Genomic DNA, 13,662 nt, shown 5'->3' with positions numbered 1-13,662 from the left:
AGAGCTGCGGAGAGCCGAAAGCCGCGGGAAGCAGGCGCGCGGGCGGCCGTTTTTATGCCGAAGCTCCGTTTTTCGTCCACGCGGATAAAAAAGCCGGAGAGCTCATTCAACGCGCTGTATGCCCGATTCATGCAATTTAATAGACGAATATTTTTGTGCCCGGTATAATGGATTCTGTCAACAGACAGAAAACTATGATATGCTTGGATGATGCTTATGGAGATCAAAAAAGAGACCGTATGTGAAGACACCCTGTATATCATCAGGGAATATTACCGCCTGAACACGGGCCCGCTGTTCGATGTGCTGGCCGGGGACTGCGTTTGGCTGAGCATAGGAAATCTTCTCGTCTCGGGCGCGGAGGCGATCAAGGCACAGTTCCAAGACGGCTTTCTTATGCCGCGCTTTGAATTGGAGGAACCAAGCTTCCGGCAGATCGAAACGGGGAGCGCAGGTCAGCTCATGGTGCTCGGCGAATATACGCTCTATGCCTCCGGACAGGCGGATATCGTGTGCACGGCGCGGCAGCGGCTGACGTTTTGCTACCGCGAGGAAGCAGACGGGTACCGTCTGTATCACATGCACGTATCCAATGAATACAGCGAGCTTGTAGACGAGGAGGTTTTCCCCGTCCAGATCACGAAGCAGACCTACCGGTATGTGCAGCGCCTGCTGAAGGAAAGCGGGGAAAACAACAACCGGAGATTAGCGGTAAAGGAAAACGGCTCGCTTTGCTTTATCGATACGGGGATGATCCAGTATATACAGGCATTGGAACGGGAAAGCATCCTATATCTGGTGAATGAGCACAGGCAGGTGCAGGCCTCCATCAAAGCATTGGAGGAGGAGCTGCCTCCCCATTTTTACCGGCTGCACAGGAGCTATTTCATCAACTGTGATTATGTGGCGAAGATAGAGCGGTATAAGCTGACGCTGATCACGGGGGAGGAGCTCCCGATACCCAAAATGCGGTATACGCAGATACGGGACGACGTCACAGCGATCATAGAGAAAAAGGCGGGCAGGAACTGAGCCGCGTATCAGCGGACGGCGACCTGCTTTTGAGCGAACAGGCAGAAGGAGGACAAAATATGAAAATCATCAAACGGGTCTTAGCGGTCTTGTTTGCGGCGGCTCTGCTGTTCGCCGCAGCGTGCAGCGCACAGCCGCAGGCGGAGGAAAGCGCGCCGCCGTCCGCTTCGGCGGCGGAGAGCGCACAGGACGGGGCGCAGGGAGGCGCGCCGGGCGCGGCGTGGGTCAATTCGGATATTTCCGGGAGCGTGACGGCGGAGACGCAGACCGACCCTAAGGACGACTTCAACGCGGCGGTCAATCAGGAATGGATGGCGGGAACGGAGCTCGGCACGCAGATGCAGGCAAGCACCTTTACCGAGCGCAGCAATGAAGTGATGGCACAGGTCATGGCGCTCATTACGGACGAGTCGCAGGCGAGCCATGAGGCGCAGCTCGTGCGGGAATTTTATAACGACTATGTGGATATGGAAAGCCGCAACGCCCTCGGCATGGAGCCGGTTTTGCCGCTGCTCGGGGAAATCGAAGCGATTGAAACGCTGGACGAGTTGACAGCATACCTTGCGGACTGGGGAACCTCGCGGACGCGCCTGCGAAAGCGGATATCGCGGCGGATTGGAAGGACAGCACGAAGAATGCCGTTTACATCGGTCCGCCGAGCTTCTCGCTCTCGGATGCGGACGAATATAAAAGCATAACGGACGTAGGGCAGAGAAAAAAAGACGCGGAGGAAGTGATGTTCAAAAAGCTGCTTGCCCGCGCAGGATATTCGGAAGAAGAAGCGGCAGGCCTTTGGGAAGCGTTCTTTGCCCTTGAAACGGAGATCGCGCAGGCGTCGATCGGGAACGCGGAGGGAGCTTCCGCGGACATACGCGACAAGGCCTATAACCCGAAGAGCGCGGCGGAGCTTGCGGAGCTGTCGCCCGATTTCCCGCTCATGGAAATCCTGAAGCCCTATACGGACGGCGGCGTCGACCGTTTCATCCTCACCGAGCCTGAATGGCTCGCAAAGATGAACGAGCTGTATACGGAGGAAAACGTGGAGGGATTCAAGGCGTGGCTTATTTACCAGACGTTGACGGGCACGGCGGGAATGCTCGATCAGGAATGCCTCGATATCATGACGGAATACAGCGGCGCGGCAGTGGGGAACGCGCAGATGGAGCTGCCGACGGAGCAGCTCGCCTACGAGATGTGTTCCGCGCTGTTCGATATGGCGATCGGCAAGCTGTATGTGGAAAGCTATGTGACGGAAGAAACCAAGCGGGATGTGACGGAGCTGGTAAACGACGCCGTGGCGGTGTACCGGCAAAGGCTTGAAGAAAACGAATGGCTGGGCGATGAAACCAAAGAAAGGGCGCTCGAAAAGCTCGATACGCTTAAGGTGCGCGTGGCCTATCCGGACGACTGGTCGCTGTACGATTATTCAGATTACGCGCTGCCGGAGGACGGCGGGATCATAGACGATATCCTTGCGGTGCGGGAAAAGGCCCAGTCCAAAAAGGTGGACAGGGCAAAGGCGGAGATCGATAAGGACCTGTGGATGACTGCGCCGCAGACGGTGAACGCTTTTTACCAGCCGACGGATAATTCCATCAATATCCCGGCGGGCATTTTGGGCGGGGATTTTTATGACCCGAACGGAACGGTCGAGCAGCAGATGGGTTCGCTCGGCATCATCATCGGGCACGAGATCACGCACGGGTTCGACTCCAACATGGGCAGCCTTTACGACAAGGATGGAAACCTCTCCAACTGGTGGACGGAAGAGGACCGCGCGGCGTTCAAGGAACGCACGGACAAGGTGGGCGCGTATTACGCGGGCATCGAAGTGCTGCCCGGGAAATATGTGAACGGAGAATACACCATCGGCGAGACGGTGGCCGACCTCGGCGGGATGTCCTGCATGCTCGAGCTTGCAAAGGGCATAGACGGCTTCGATTACCAAACGTTTTTTGAAAGCTGGGCAAAGGTGTGGAAGTTACAGGAATCGGAGGAGACCGCGGAATATATGCTGCAGATTGACACGCACGCGCCGGGCTATCTGCGCGCAAATGTGAACGTGCAGCAGTTTCAGGAGTTTTACGATGCGTTCGGCGTAGAGGAGGGCGACGGGATGTACCTCGCGCCGGAGGAAAGGCTCTCCGTTTGGTAAAAAAGCGCGGGCCGGAATTTCGGATGGACGGCGGCGGGCGCAACGTATATACTATAATCAAAGAATCGTTTGAACGGGAGGACGCATGAAACAGAGGCTGAAAAGGTTTTTCCTATTGACGGCGGCAGCGCTTGCGGCGCTTCTGCCGCTGACCGCTTTTGCGCAGGCGGCGCCGGATTATGTCATCAAAAGCGAAGAGATCGTCATACGGGTCAATGAGGACAATACATACGATATCTCCAAGAAAATCACGGCGGATTTTTCGCAGAGCGTGGGAGAAACGCACGGTATTACGGAAACGGTCCCGGTGGATATGAAGCTGCGGCGCATGACGGACGGGCAGTATGAGGAATCGGGCGCGCACGCTGTTGTGACGAACCTCGAGGCCAATGTTCCGAGCGAAGCCTCACGGGATGGAAACAATATGGTAATCCGCCTCGGCGACCCGGACGAGACGGTGACGGGCGCAGTGGAATATGAATACAGCTACCGTTACGACATGGGGCCGGACACGCTTTCCAGCGCGGACGAATTTTACTACAACCTTGTGAGCCCGGAAAACACGGTTCCCATCGAAAAACTCAGCTTTGTCATCGAAATGCCCAAAGCGTTCGACGCGGAAAAGCTCGGCTTTACCACCGGAGCGGCGGGAAGCGGGACGTATGACGAGACGGCCCTTACCTACACGGTGGAGGGGAACGTCATCCGGGGAGAGCTGACAAAGGCCGTGGAAAGCGGATATGGCGTAGGCGTGCGTATCGAGCTGCCGGAGGGATACTACGCGGGCGCGCGTTCAGCGTTCTCCTATTTCATTCCGGCGTTGTGCGCGGGCGGCGCGGCCTTTGTGCTCGTGGTCATTCTGCTCGCGGCCTCCGGGAGGCGGCGCGTCGAGGCGGAGACGGTGGAATTCGGCCCACCGGAGGGCATGAACAGCGCGGACGTCGGGTATATCATCGACGGCGAAACGGACAACCGGGACGTGGTCTCTCTGCTCATCTTCTGGGCGGACAGGGGCTTCATCGAGATCCACCAGCCGGATGAAAAGAATATGACGTTCAAAAAGCTGAAAGACCTGCCGCAGGACGCGAACGATTACGAAAAAATATTGTTCGGAAAGATGTTCGTGCTTTCGGACAGCATCGACATCAGGGATATGCGGTATGAATTTGCCGATACGGTAAACAGCGCGAAAAAGAGGATCAGGGAAAAATATAATACCGCGCAAAACCGCGTTTATACAAAAAAGTCAGTCGCGTTCAGATACCTTGCGACAGTGCTCGCGGCCGTTCCGGTCGCGGCAGCTGCGGTAACTGCGGTCTATCTGGAAAGCATGGAAATATTTACCGCCGTCATGATGGGCGTTGTGTTCGTCGGCTTGGTCGGCTGGCTGGGCGCGCTGCTCATCAGCGATTCCGTTTGTCGGCGGAAATCGGATAAAAAATCCGCGCGCATAGGAAAGCTGGTCGGCGGGATTTTGATCCTTGCGGGCGTTACGGCGTTTTCCTGCCTGCTGTTTTCTGCCTATCTGGGCTGGTGGGTTGTGCTGCCCGCCGCTGCGGCGCTCGTTATGGCCCTCCTGTCCGGGCTGATGCCCCGGCGGACAGAGCAGGGCGCGCAGTGGGCCGGACGTATCCTTGGGCTGAAGCGCTTTATTGAAACGGCGGAGGCGGACCGCATCAAAATGATGGTGCGGGACGATCCGGCCAGCTTTTATCATATCCTGCCCTATGCGTATGTGCTGGGGGTGACGGACGAATGGGCGAAGCGGTTTGAAAGCATCGCGCTCGAGCCGCCGCGGTGGTATTACGGCTACTATGGCGGCACATGGTCCACGCTGTATTTCACGCGGTCGCTTTACCGGGGCATGAATCAGGCGCTTGCGAGCATGACCGCGGCGAAAAGTTCGGGCGGAGGCAGCGGCTATGGCGGCGGAGGCTTCTCGGGCGGCGGCGCGGGAGGCAGCAGCTTCGGCAGATGGTAGTATAAAAAGGAGAATTCGGTTTGATACAGAAAATCGTGGATTTTGTGGAAGGGATCAAGGCGGAGAAACTGCTTAAAGCCGCAGGCGTGTTGCTCCTGATCATCGGGGCGTTAGATGCGCTGGCCGTCGTTTCCCTCTATCCGATGAGGACGAACCCGGGCTACGCCTACGATCCGGATTGGAAATTTATGCTTCTTGACTGGATCATGCCGGCGGTAGAGATCACCGCCGGAATTTTGGCTTTTTATTTCATTCGGCATCGGGAGAAGCATATGGCAGCTTCCGCGCTGGCGATGGTTATGGTGCTCCTTTCCACCTTTATGGCAAACCTGTTTATGGATTTTGCAGAAAAGGCATTCGTTTATGTGTCTTTGATACCCGCATATCTATATCTGTTTGGAGCGGCTAAGCTGCGGGAAGGGGAAAAATATAAAAACTACGAAATATATCAAACGTTTTACGAGAATCATAAAAAAAGCGGCTGAAAAAGCAGGAGGCGAACGGGCCTCCTGTTTTTTGACTGTTCGGCGGAGAATGCCGCGGAAAAATTTTGTACATTTCGTTTTTCAGACTCCTGAAAAGTGGGTATCAATAGTAAACCGCCGGAGCGGACCGAAAGAGCGCGGACAGCGCAGGCGGCAGCGTTCCGGGTTTCAGACCCACAGTTAAGGAGAACAAGATAAATGAGACGTTTTGGAAGCAGATTTTTGCATGCAGCAGGATTTTCAGACAGGCAGGACGAAAGATACGGGGAAGAGGAACGGGCGGGGAGCGCGCAGATTTTGATCTTCCGGCCCGGTTCTTATGAGGATGCGAGGGAGATCGCCCTAAGCCTCGAGCAGGATAAGCAGGTCGTCGTAGATTTCGGCGGTTTGGAGCAGGAGCTTGTGCGGAAAATATCGGATTTTATGGACGGAGCGGTCTATGCGCTGCGCGGGCAGGTACACGAGATATCGCCCACGCTTCTGATCGCCGTGCCGGAATATGTGGACGTGGAAAAAGAAGCGGGGCAGCCCGCAGGGTTTGGCCTGTAGGGAGGCCGCTTTTATACTGGGATAGATGGAATTCGGCTATACGATCCCCTTGCAGAAGCATGTGGGAAAACGGATATTAGAATATGGAACGGAGCGGGAACGGCTTTTTTGCTGGGACGTTCACGCAATTCGCCTGCGCGGTCAGGATGCGACGCTTGCGGTCAACTGCAAAAACCGGTATACGGTTGTGCTCTTGGGTATGGAACGGGAGTGGAACGCGCTGCATGGCGTTTTGCTGCGCGGCCTGCGGTCTGCGTTTTCGGCGGACGGTTTTTCGGACGAATGGGCCGCGCGTTATTTCGCGCGGGCAGGCGAAGCCTCCGTAACGCGTACGCACGGGCGGCGGGAGGTCGCCTTTCTGAACCGCGCGTGGGAGGACGTTTTGGCCTGCGATATGGCGGCCATTCCAGACAGCAGAGATCAATTTCCGCTGAACAGGGCGGTCAATTCCATTCCCTGCCGCTGCGCCGGACATGAGGGAACGGGCGCCGCGCTTGAAAGAATGCGGGAAGACCTCGCGGCGCTCTGAATACGCGCCAAGTCAAATAGTCTCATCCGAGATAAATGGATTCTGAAGCTGCATCGCCCCGCCATCCGGCAAGCGGCGAAAGCCGTATTTTTCATAAAAAGATATATTTTTGCTTTCTTCCGGCATCAGATTGATATAAAAATAATCCTGATATTTTTCTTTCATCAGTTCGATCAATTTTCCGGCGATCCCTTTGCCCTGATAAGTTGGATGAACCAAAGCATAGTGCAGAAAAGCCAACATTCCGCCATCGTCGAGCGCCCGCATAAGACCGACGAGCCGGTTTCCGTCCCATGCAGTCAATACGGTGGACGAATGCATTAGAGCGCTGTAAAGACGTGTTGGATAACGGCCGGAGGCCCAACCGACTGATAAAAACAGCTCCTGTACATCTTGAGGGCTAAACTTTTTCTCTTCCGTAAAAATAAGATTCATTCTGTTTTCTCACCATAATCGCACTTTTTGCACTGCGGCAGGGTGGCTGTTCCCGTATTTTTATGATAAGCGCCTGCCCAACGGCAGATGCCCCGAAGAATTGGTACGACGGAAAGGCCTTTCTGTGTTAAGCTGTATTCTACGCGCAGAGGGATCTCATTATATTGCCGCCGCTGAATGATGCCGTCTGCAATCAATTCCTTGAGAGCGGATGCAAGCACAGCGTCCGTAATATTTGTCATTTCACGACGCAGAATACTATACCGAAGCACCTTTTGTTCCGCAAGAACGCAAATAATGCGGGATTTCCATTTTCCTCCGAATAGATCCAAACCGTATTCCAACGGGCAGCGGATATCCTTTTCCAGCTTTGGCTGATACAAGAAAATCATCTCCTTATTCTGTAAATTATGATTTTATTATAGGGATAAAAATCGGCGCATGGAAAGCTACTATGAATTTTATGAGTATCTTATAAATTTGCGGGTATATTCCTTCCGAACTATGCATACGGTATACTCATAGACAGATTCGGAAAACAGGAGGATATTTGAAATGAAAGTAAATGCATATCTTGAAATTACGATGAAGATAGCAGAAGCGAACCGTCCGGCTGCGGTAAAGGTCTACACAGATTACAGAGCGCCCTTTCTGGAGACGATTACAGGGGCGCTTACAAAAGAATTGTTGGCGCGCGCGGAGGACGTACAGGTTTTACACGGATTTGACAGTATCGAGCATGCGCAGGCGTATTTGGAGAGCGGGTTATTTCAAAAAGATGTTTTTACAGGGCTAAAGCCACTGTGGGATGTAGAACCGAATATAAGGATCTATAGTGTGGTGTAAAGAATTTCGGAAAAACGGCGTTTTCTTCAAAAAGGAGCCGTTTTTTCTGTATAACAGGAATTCGCGCCGCTTTCGAGCAGCGCCAGCTTTTCCCTGCGGCTGAGCCGCTTGACTGCACATTCGCGCCGCATGGCCTCGTGTTTCGTTTCCAAGCGCTCGAGGTAGACCAGACGAACGGGCAGGCGGGACCGCGTATATTTCGCGCCCTTTCCCGCCCGGTGTGCGGCGAGACGTTTTTTCATATCGTTCGTCCACCCCGTATAAAGCGTCCCGTCGGCACACAGGAGCATATAAACAAACGCCCCGCCCTCCATCAGAAGGCCGCGCAAGCGAGTATGAGCAGTTCGTTTATGCACAGGAGAAATCCGGCGAGATCCCCGGTGAGGCCGCCGAATTTGCCGTAGCACAGCCGGCGGAAGAGGAGGAACCACAGAAAAGAGGCAAGGGCCGCGGCAGCGCCGGCCGCGGGCCGCGCGAAGATCATGCCCGCCGACGCGGTGATGATCCATAAAACGCTTACCGCGCGCACCGTCTTTTTGTCGGCGCCGTCCGCAAACGCGTGGGCAAGGCCGGTGTCGCGTGCGAGGCGCAGGGATACGATCGCAAAGGAAGAATATCCGCGGGAAAGGACATAGCCAAGGCAGAGCATGAGAGGGGCGCGGGCATTTGTAAAGAATTGTGCGGCAAAGCCGAATGTGAGCAGCAGATACAGCGCGCAGAAAATCACGCCGAACGCGCCGGTATGAGAATCCTTCAGAATTTCAAGCCGCCTCGCCGGGCTTTGGTGCGAGCCGAGCGCATCGCCTGTATCGATGAGGCCGTCAAGGTGTATGCCGCCCGAAAGCACGGGAGGCAGCGCCGTGAGAACGGCGGCGAACAGCACGGCGCCAAAGGAAGCAGAGCCGCAGGCCCATATCCACAGCCATGCGGCGGCGCCGATCAGCACGCCGACCAGCGGAAAAAAACACATGGCGTATTTCATGGTGTCCTGCGTCCAGCCGAGCTGAGGCATGGGCAGTATGGAATACATGGAAAACGCGGCCGCAAGGCCGCCGAAGATCGGTTTCATGAAAGGGATATCCTTCCTTTTTTTTCTATCATACCATATTGGGATAAAAAAAGAAAAGAACGTGAGGCTGCTGTTTTTATGCCGGCCGGGAAGGGCGGAGCCTCAATGCGTCAAAGACAAACAGGTCCACAAGCTCGGTGATGTCTTTGCCGTCATAACCGAGCGTATGGCTGAGCAAAATCGCAATCAGGCCGTTGAGCAAAACGTCGATCAGACGTATCAATGCCGGCCGTTCCGCTTCCGGTATTCCGCAGCGGCATAAAAAATCCTGCATGATTTCATACTGTGCGGCGTAGGTTTTCCGAAAATCGGTTTTCACGGCACCGCTCTCCGCTGTTCCCACGGAGGAATGAAACAGGGAATAAAACTGCGGATGCTGCGTCATATAGTGTAAATATGCCTTGCACATACCCACGCAAGGCTCCTGTGCCCTGCGTGCGGAACGCAGAGTATAGGCCTGCACACGTTTTGAGATGCGTTTTTTGCAGGTCGCGATCAGGTCCTGTTTATTTTCGAAATGCTTATATGCGGTGGCGTGCGTCACACCGCAGGCCGCCGCGATCCTGCGCAGGGAGATCTGACCCGGGCCGTTTTTACCGATTTCCCGTATCGTTTCGTCTATGAGGCGGTCCCGGATGTTTTTTTTACTGACAGTCACGGCCATGAACCTCCTCCTTTTCCAAAATACGCGAAAACAACAGGCGCAGCATGGAAAGGACCGTTTCGTCCTGCGTATCCTTAGGGATCAGTCCGCTTTGCACGCCGTAGGGAAGCCCGTTGACAAAGCAATGCAGGAGGATCTGCCCGTTTGCAACGGAAGGCTCTTCCTGATGCAAAGGCGCGTCCAAAGGCGTTTTTTTGATACGCTCGATCGCCTGCCCGGCTTTCAAAAGCACCTTGAGGAACGGTGCGGGCAGGGTGCTGATCCGGGAAAGCGTTTTCAGGTTCGGCATTTTCGAATCATATTTTGAAAAATAACGGACGTCCTCTCCGGCGGATTCGATTTGATAGTAGGGCTCCTTGTTTTGATTGAGCAGGACCTGCCAATGATAGGGATATTTCTCAAACAAAATCATATACGCACGGGCAAAACAGGCGATCTTGGAGGCAAAATCCGAGGAATCGCGCGTCAGGACGTCGATGCAGTATTCGGCAATCTGTTTTTCGATACGGTCCCCGATCGCACGCAGCAGCGCGTCCTTATCCTCAAAATGATTATAGATCGCATGCGGCGTCACATGGCAGAGCTCTGCCATTTTGCGCATCGTAAGCTCGTCCATGCTATGGTTGGTGAGGAATATAAGCCCGGTCTCGATCAGATCCTCACGCAAAGAACTTTTTTTGTTTCCCGCCACGGCGCAGCTCCTGTTCATGATTTCTGATTCATTATACAATAATCCCTCAAAACTTACAATCTGTTTTCGGACAGGAAATGGCTGTAGGGCTTGTTTTATGCACTGTAAACAGAACAGTGGGAGACGGAAAAAATAAAGAGCTCCAATCTATCAAAATAAATACCGTCTCATTGGCCGTCAAGACGGTAAAAGGGTCTTTATATCGAAAGTCAGGCAGCACGTCCGCTTTTTCCGATGGTTAAAAATGCAGAAAATTTTAGCCACGCCAAAATAGGTTGAAAAAAGTGTCCGGAAACACTCTGACAGGGATGGACAGGAAGGTCTATAAAAAATACCACTGTATATTGACTTTGATAGGTAATGGTTTTAAAATATAGACTATAAATAGTAACCAATGTATATATATGAAAGCGCTTGCGCCCGTATAAAGGCTTTCGTTTTTAATGGAAAGGGGAAATATGAAATGAACAGAAAAGAACTGGTGACAAGGGTGTCGGAAAAAACAGGCCTGATGAAAAAAGACGTGGAAGCGGTAACGGATGCGGTCTTGGACGAGATCAGGGAAACGCTCGCCGCGGGCGGCAAGGTCCAGCTGATGGGCTTTGGTTCCTTTGAAGTGCGCAGCCGCGCCGCACGCAACGGCAAAAACCCGCGCACGGGCGAGACTATTTTGATGCCGGAAGTAAAGCTGCCCGCGTTCAAGGCAGGGAAGCTGCTCAAAGACGCGGTCAGATAAGGTTTTTTTCGAAAATATCATACTATGGAGAAATACGCCGCTGAATTCATTTTTTGCCGGCGCCGTCCGGCTGCGGAACGGCCCTGACGCTCGCGTTCGTGCACATTATGGGCGGTACCGCTCACGGGCACATCAGTCAACCCGGCAAGAAGTCTTGCGCCAGCCATTTTTATGGGCGGACGGGCAATCGAGCAGGTATGGCTGTTTATTGCAGCGCCGCTCGTTGGCGCCGCGCTGCTGCGCTTGTATGGATATTTCTCATAAAGGACAAAAAGCAGCAGGCCGCATAAATAAGCGAAAAACCGACGCAAACTCAAAAGCCGCCGAAAGGCGGCTTTTTTGCACCGTTTTTTCTATCGGCCATCTCCTGCTTTCCGTACGGCGGCATTCAAAAAACCGGAAAGGGGCGGGGATAAATATTTATCCCTGCGGTATACCGCATAGTTGGTATTTTTCAGCCGGAGCCCGCGCACAGGAATGCGGACGAGCTCTCCCGCGGCAAGCTCGCGTTCGATGAGCACCTCGGGCAGGATACTGATGCCGAGGCCGCTCTTTGCCGCGGCGGCAAGGGCCTGCGAATCCACGCTCGTCCACACGGGGCGCGCGGCAAGCCCGTGCAGCATGAGCGCGCTGTCCAGCACCTCGCGCACAGAGCTGCCCTTTTCCCGCAGCAGCAGGGATTCGCGCACAAGCGCCTGCGGCGTTAGGGAACGCGGCGCGGGATAGGAGGGGGCGCATACCGCCACGCTCGTAAAAGAAGAGAACGGATGTGCGGCGAGGCGGCTGTCCGCCACCGCGCCCTCGATCAGAGCTGCGTCGATCTGATTGGACAGCAGCTTTTCCGTGTTATGCCGGGCGGTGTCGACCTCGATAGAGACGGGAACGTGGAACGCCTCGGAAAACCGGTGCAGGATGCCGGGCAGGAGCACGTTCGCAATGGTGATGCTCGAGCCGATGCGCAGAGGGGAAAGAAAATCAAGCTCTCCCTTGCTGCGCTCAAGGTCCTCCGTAAGCTCCACGATGCGCGCCGCCTTTTCATAAAACGCCTTTCCCGCGCCGGTGAGGAAGATCCTGCGGGCGATACGGTCAAACAGGACGCAGCCTGTTTCCTGCTCGAGCTCGGCGACCACATGGGAAACGGCGGGCTGCGTCATATACAGGCGCTTTGCGGCGCGGGTAAAGCTCATCTCTTCGCATACGCGGCAGAAAACGGTAAGCTGGCGCAGATTCATATCGTCTCCTTTCCGATCCATTACTGTTTACTTATGGATTTTATAAAATAATAGCATTTTATGAATTGAACCGCAATCCTTATAATAGGAAAGGGACAGGAGGAGAGCATGGGAAAAAGAGTATCGCTTGCGTGGCTGTTTGGAATCAATCTTTTCATCAGCGCGTTTACGTTTGGGGGCGGCTATGTCGTCGTTCCCATGATTCGCAAATACTATGTGGAAAAAAAGGGGCTGTTTGACGAACGGGAGCTGATGGACCTCGCGGCGTGCGCGCAGTCGTCGCCCGGCGCGGTGGCAGTCAATCTCGCGGCGGTAACGGGCTACCGCGTAGCGGGCAGAAAAGGAATGCTCATCGGCTGCGTCGGCGCGGTGATCCCACCCCTTGTCATTTTGACGGTCATCTCGTTTTTCTATGCCGCATTCAGTGAAAACCAGATCGTCCGCGCGGTCCTCCGCGGAATGGAGGCGGGTGTGTGCGCGCTCGTCGTGGATGTGGTGATCGACATGGGGCGCGCAGTGTTTCAGGAGAAAAACCGGCTGCTCGATATCCTGCTGCCCGCCGCTTTCGTGCTCGTATTTTTTTTGCAGGTGAACGTGGTGCTTGTGATCGCGGGCAGTGCGGCGGCGTCCTTTGCCGCAGGCTGGCTCGCAAGGAGGAAGCGCAATGGAACTGCTGTTTAGCTTGCTTGGGAATTTTTTGCAGGTGGGTCTTTTCAGCTTCGGCGGCGGCTATGCGACGATCCCGCTCATACAGGAGTATATCGTCGAGGGGCAGGGATGGCTGACCTATCAGGAGCTGACGGATATCCTCACCATTTCCCAGATGACGCCCGGCCCTATTGCGGTCAATACCTCGACCTTTGTGGGTACGCGCATCGCGGGCTTTCCCGGCGCGGTCTTTGCCACGGTGGGCTGCGTTTTGCCGGGGGTCCTGATGTCGGTGGCGCTGTATTATTTTTTTCGTAAATATAACGGAATACAGGGCGTATCGGACGTGCTCGCGGGTCTGCGCGCAACGTCTGTCGGCCTCATTGCCGCGGCGGCGGGCAGTATTTTGCTCATCGCGCTCACCGGCTCGTCGGAGCTCGGGCAGGGGAGCGGGATCGGCGCCGCTACGGCGGGCGTCTTTGCGGGCATGCTGTTTATGCTGCGCAAATGGAAGTGGAGCCCGATGCTCGTGATGGCCGTTTCAGGCGGCCTCGGCGCGCTGCTGTTCGGCGTGCTTGGACTATGAAGCGGGCAGATACAGCAATATAAG

The 13,662-nt window shown here is 54.8% G+C and carries 18 protein-coding genes and 1 pseudogene; 12 read left to right on the top strand and 7 right to left on the bottom strand.

Features of this window, described 5'->3' with window-relative positions; genetic code table 11:
• Positions 1–216 precede the first annotated feature (216 nt).
• The 7 genes from PUP29_RS07930 to PUP29_RS07900 all read left to right on the top strand — a co-directional run bounded on the left by PUP29_RS07930 (position 217) and on the right by PUP29_RS07900 (position 6,731).
• Positions 217–1,032: a LytTR family transcriptional regulator DNA-binding domain-containing protein gene (locus PUP29_RS07930; protein ID WP_353422919.1), complete on the top strand. Its 816-nt coding sequence runs from the start codon at positions 217–219 to the stop codon at positions 1,030–1,032.
• Between the two features lie 59 nt (positions 1,033–1,091).
• Positions 1,092–1,730: a hypothetical protein gene (locus PUP29_RS07925; RefSeq protein WP_079546385.1), complete on the top strand. Its 639-nt coding sequence runs from the start codon at positions 1,092–1,094 to the stop codon at positions 1,728–1,730.
• Entirely contained in the window at positions 1,637–3,187 is a 1,551-nt protein-coding gene (locus PUP29_RS07920) for a M13 family metallopeptidase (protein ID WP_353424073.1), read from the top strand. Before PUP29_RS07925 ends, PUP29_RS07920 begins: the two co-directional genes overlap by 94 nt.
• 85 nt (positions 3,188–3,272) lie before the next feature.
• Positions 3,273–5,168, top strand: a complete 1,896-nt coding sequence (locus tag PUP29_RS07915; protein ID WP_079546387.1) for a DUF2207 domain-containing protein — start codon at positions 3,273–3,275, stop codon at positions 5,166–5,168.
• Positions 5,169–5,188: 20 nt separating this feature from the next.
• The gene (locus tag PUP29_RS07910; protein ID WP_079546388.1) at positions 5,189–5,653 is read left to right on the top strand and encodes a hypothetical protein; all 465 of its coding nucleotides are present in this window, start codon (positions 5,189–5,191) and stop codon (positions 5,651–5,653) included.
• A gap of 198 nt (positions 5,654–5,851) precedes the next feature.
• Entirely contained in the window at positions 5,852–6,202 is a 351-nt protein-coding gene (locus PUP29_RS07905; protein ID WP_079546389.1) for a cell division protein SepF, read from the top strand.
• 25 nt (positions 6,203–6,227) lie between these two features.
• Positions 6,228–6,731, top strand: a complete 504-nt coding sequence (locus PUP29_RS07900; RefSeq protein ID WP_079546390.1) for a DUF6933 domain-containing protein — start codon at positions 6,228–6,230, stop codon at positions 6,729–6,731.
• A 12-nt stretch (positions 6,732–6,743) separates the two neighbouring features.
• Here PUP29_RS07900 and PUP29_RS07895 read toward each other — a convergent pair whose 3' ends face one another.
• Entirely contained in the window at positions 6,744–7,166 is a 423-nt protein-coding gene (locus tag PUP29_RS07895) for a GNAT family N-acetyltransferase (RefSeq protein ID WP_079546391.1), read from the bottom strand.
• Positions 7,163–7,549 carry a winged helix-turn-helix transcriptional regulator gene (locus tag PUP29_RS07890; RefSeq protein ID WP_079546392.1) on the bottom strand — a complete coding sequence of 129 codons (387 nt, stop codon included), beginning with the start codon at positions 7,547–7,549 and terminating at the stop codon, positions 7,163–7,165. The genes PUP29_RS07895 and PUP29_RS07890 overlap by 4 nt, the downstream gene beginning before the upstream one ends.
• A gap of 172 nt (positions 7,550–7,721) precedes the next feature.
• Between PUP29_RS07890 and PUP29_RS07885 the strand changes: the two genes are divergently transcribed.
• Entirely contained in the window at positions 7,722–8,012 is a 291-nt protein-coding gene (locus PUP29_RS07885; protein ID WP_079546393.1) for a hypothetical protein, read from the top strand.
• A gap of 26 nt (positions 8,013–8,038) precedes the next feature.
• Here PUP29_RS07885 and PUP29_RS07880 read toward each other — a convergent pair whose 3' ends face one another.
• The 4 genes from PUP29_RS07880 to PUP29_RS07865 all read right to left on the bottom strand — a co-directional run bounded on the left by PUP29_RS07880 (position 8,039) and on the right by PUP29_RS07865 (position 10,436).
• Positions 8,039–8,326 (bottom strand): GIY-YIG nuclease family protein, encoded by a 288-nt coding sequence (locus PUP29_RS07880; RefSeq protein ID WP_079546394.1) that lies wholly within the window; start codon positions 8,324–8,326, stop codon positions 8,039–8,041.
• A complete protein-coding gene (gene cobS / locus PUP29_RS07875) occupies positions 8,326–9,081 on the bottom strand; it encodes an adenosylcobinamide-GDP ribazoletransferase (RefSeq protein ID WP_353422917.1) in 756 nt (251 codons plus the stop codon). Before cobS ends, PUP29_RS07880 begins: the two co-directional genes overlap by 1 nt.
• A gap of 76 nt (positions 9,082–9,157) precedes the next feature.
• Positions 9,158–9,739, bottom strand: coding sequence for a TetR/AcrR family transcriptional regulator (locus PUP29_RS07870; RefSeq protein WP_353422916.1), 582 nt, complete (start codon positions 9,737–9,739; stop codon positions 9,158–9,160).
• Entirely contained in the window at positions 9,726–10,436 is a 711-nt protein-coding gene (locus tag PUP29_RS07865; protein ID WP_353422914.1) for a TetR/AcrR family transcriptional regulator, read from the bottom strand. Before PUP29_RS07865 ends, PUP29_RS07870 begins: the two co-directional genes overlap by 14 nt.
• A 463-nt stretch (positions 10,437–10,899) precedes the next feature.
• Here PUP29_RS07865 and PUP29_RS07860 point away from each other — a divergent pair, with 463 nt between their 5' ends.
• Together PUP29_RS07860 and PUP29_RS12750 are read left to right on the top strand one after the other, a co-directional pair.
• Positions 10,900–11,172, top strand: a complete 273-nt coding sequence (locus PUP29_RS07860; protein ID WP_079547812.1) for an HU family DNA-binding protein — start codon at positions 10,900–10,902, stop codon at positions 11,170–11,172.
• A gap of 159 nt (positions 11,173–11,331) precedes the next feature.
• A pseudogene (locus tag PUP29_RS12750) lies at positions 11,332–11,436 on the top strand (aquaporin); the annotation flags it as partial.
• Between the two features lie 89 nt (positions 11,437–11,525).
• Here PUP29_RS12750 and PUP29_RS07850 read toward each other — a convergent pair.
• The gene (locus PUP29_RS07850; RefSeq protein ID WP_353422913.1) at positions 11,526–12,425 is read right to left on the bottom strand and encodes a LysR family transcriptional regulator; all 900 of its coding nucleotides are present in this window, start codon (positions 12,423–12,425) and stop codon (positions 11,526–11,528) included.
• Between the two features lie 87 nt (positions 12,426–12,512).
• On the opposite strand from PUP29_RS07850, the gene PUP29_RS07845 reads away from it, so the two are divergent.
• Together PUP29_RS07845 and PUP29_RS07840 are read left to right on the top strand one after the other, a co-directional pair.
• The gene (locus PUP29_RS07845) at positions 12,513–13,085 is read left to right on the top strand and encodes a chromate transporter (protein ID WP_079546399.1); all 573 of its coding nucleotides are present in this window, start codon (positions 12,513–12,515) and stop codon (positions 13,083–13,085) included.
• Complete coding sequence (locus PUP29_RS07840; protein WP_079546400.1) at positions 13,069–13,638, top strand: chromate transporter; 570 nt, start codon at positions 13,069–13,071, stop codon at positions 13,636–13,638. The genes PUP29_RS07845 and PUP29_RS07840 overlap by 17 nt, the downstream gene beginning before the upstream one ends.
• The last annotated feature ends 24 nt before the right edge of the window (positions 13,639–13,662 follow it).

The organism is Christensenella massiliensis, from assembly GCF_040409835.1.
Taxonomy (GTDB): domain Bacteria; phylum Bacillota; class Clostridia; order Christensenellales; family Christensenellaceae; genus Christensenella; species Christensenella massiliensis.
Note: the sequence above shows the minus strand (reverse complement) of the source record. Positions and strands in the feature narration are given on the sequence as shown.

Bases quoted from the DNA above. Each gene is read 5' to 3' on its own strand.
- PUP29_RS07930 (WP_353422919.1), top strand. From the start codon at position 217: ATGGAGATCAAAAAAGAGACCGTATGTGAAGACACCCTGTATATCATC.
- PUP29_RS07925 (WP_079546385.1), top strand. From the start codon at position 1,092: ATGAAAATCATCAAACGGGTCTTAGCGGTCTTGTTTGCGGCGGCTCTG.
- PUP29_RS07915 (WP_079546387.1), top strand. From the start codon at position 3,273: ATGAAACAGAGGCTGAAAAGGTTTTTCCTATTGACGGCGGCAGCGCTT.
- PUP29_RS07905 (WP_079546389.1), top strand. From the start codon at position 5,852: ATGAGACGTTTTGGAAGCAGATTTTTGCATGCAGCAGGATTTTCAGAC.
- PUP29_RS07900 (WP_079546390.1), top strand. From the start codon at position 6,228: ATGGAATTCGGCTATACGATCCCCTTGCAGAAGCATGTGGGAAAACGG.
- PUP29_RS07895 (WP_079546391.1), bottom strand. From the start codon at position 7,166: ATGAATCTTATTTTTACGGAAGAGAAAAAGTTTAGCCCTCAAGATGTA.
- PUP29_RS07885 (WP_079546393.1), top strand. From the start codon at position 7,722: ATGAAAGTAAATGCATATCTTGAAATTACGATGAAGATAGCAGAAGCG.
- PUP29_RS07880 (WP_079546394.1), bottom strand. From the start codon at position 8,326: ATGGAGGGCGGGGCGTTTGTTTATATGCTCCTGTGTGCCGACGGGACG.
- cobS (WP_353422917.1), bottom strand. From the start codon at position 9,081: ATGAAACCGATCTTCGGCGGCCTTGCGGCCGCGTTTTCCATGTATTCC.
- PUP29_RS07860 (WP_079547812.1), top strand. From the start codon at position 10,900: ATGAACAGAAAAGAACTGGTGACAAGGGTGTCGGAAAAAACAGGCCTG.
- PUP29_RS07850 (WP_353422913.1), bottom strand. From the start codon at position 12,425: ATGGATCGGAAAGGAGACGATATGAATCTGCGCCAGCTTACCGTTTTC.
- PUP29_RS07845 (WP_079546399.1), top strand. From the start codon at position 12,513: ATGGGAAAAAGAGTATCGCTTGCGTGGCTGTTTGGAATCAATCTTTTC.
- PUP29_RS07840 (WP_079546400.1), top strand. From the start codon at position 13,069: ATGGAACTGCTGTTTAGCTTGCTTGGGAATTTTTTGCAGGTGGGTCTT.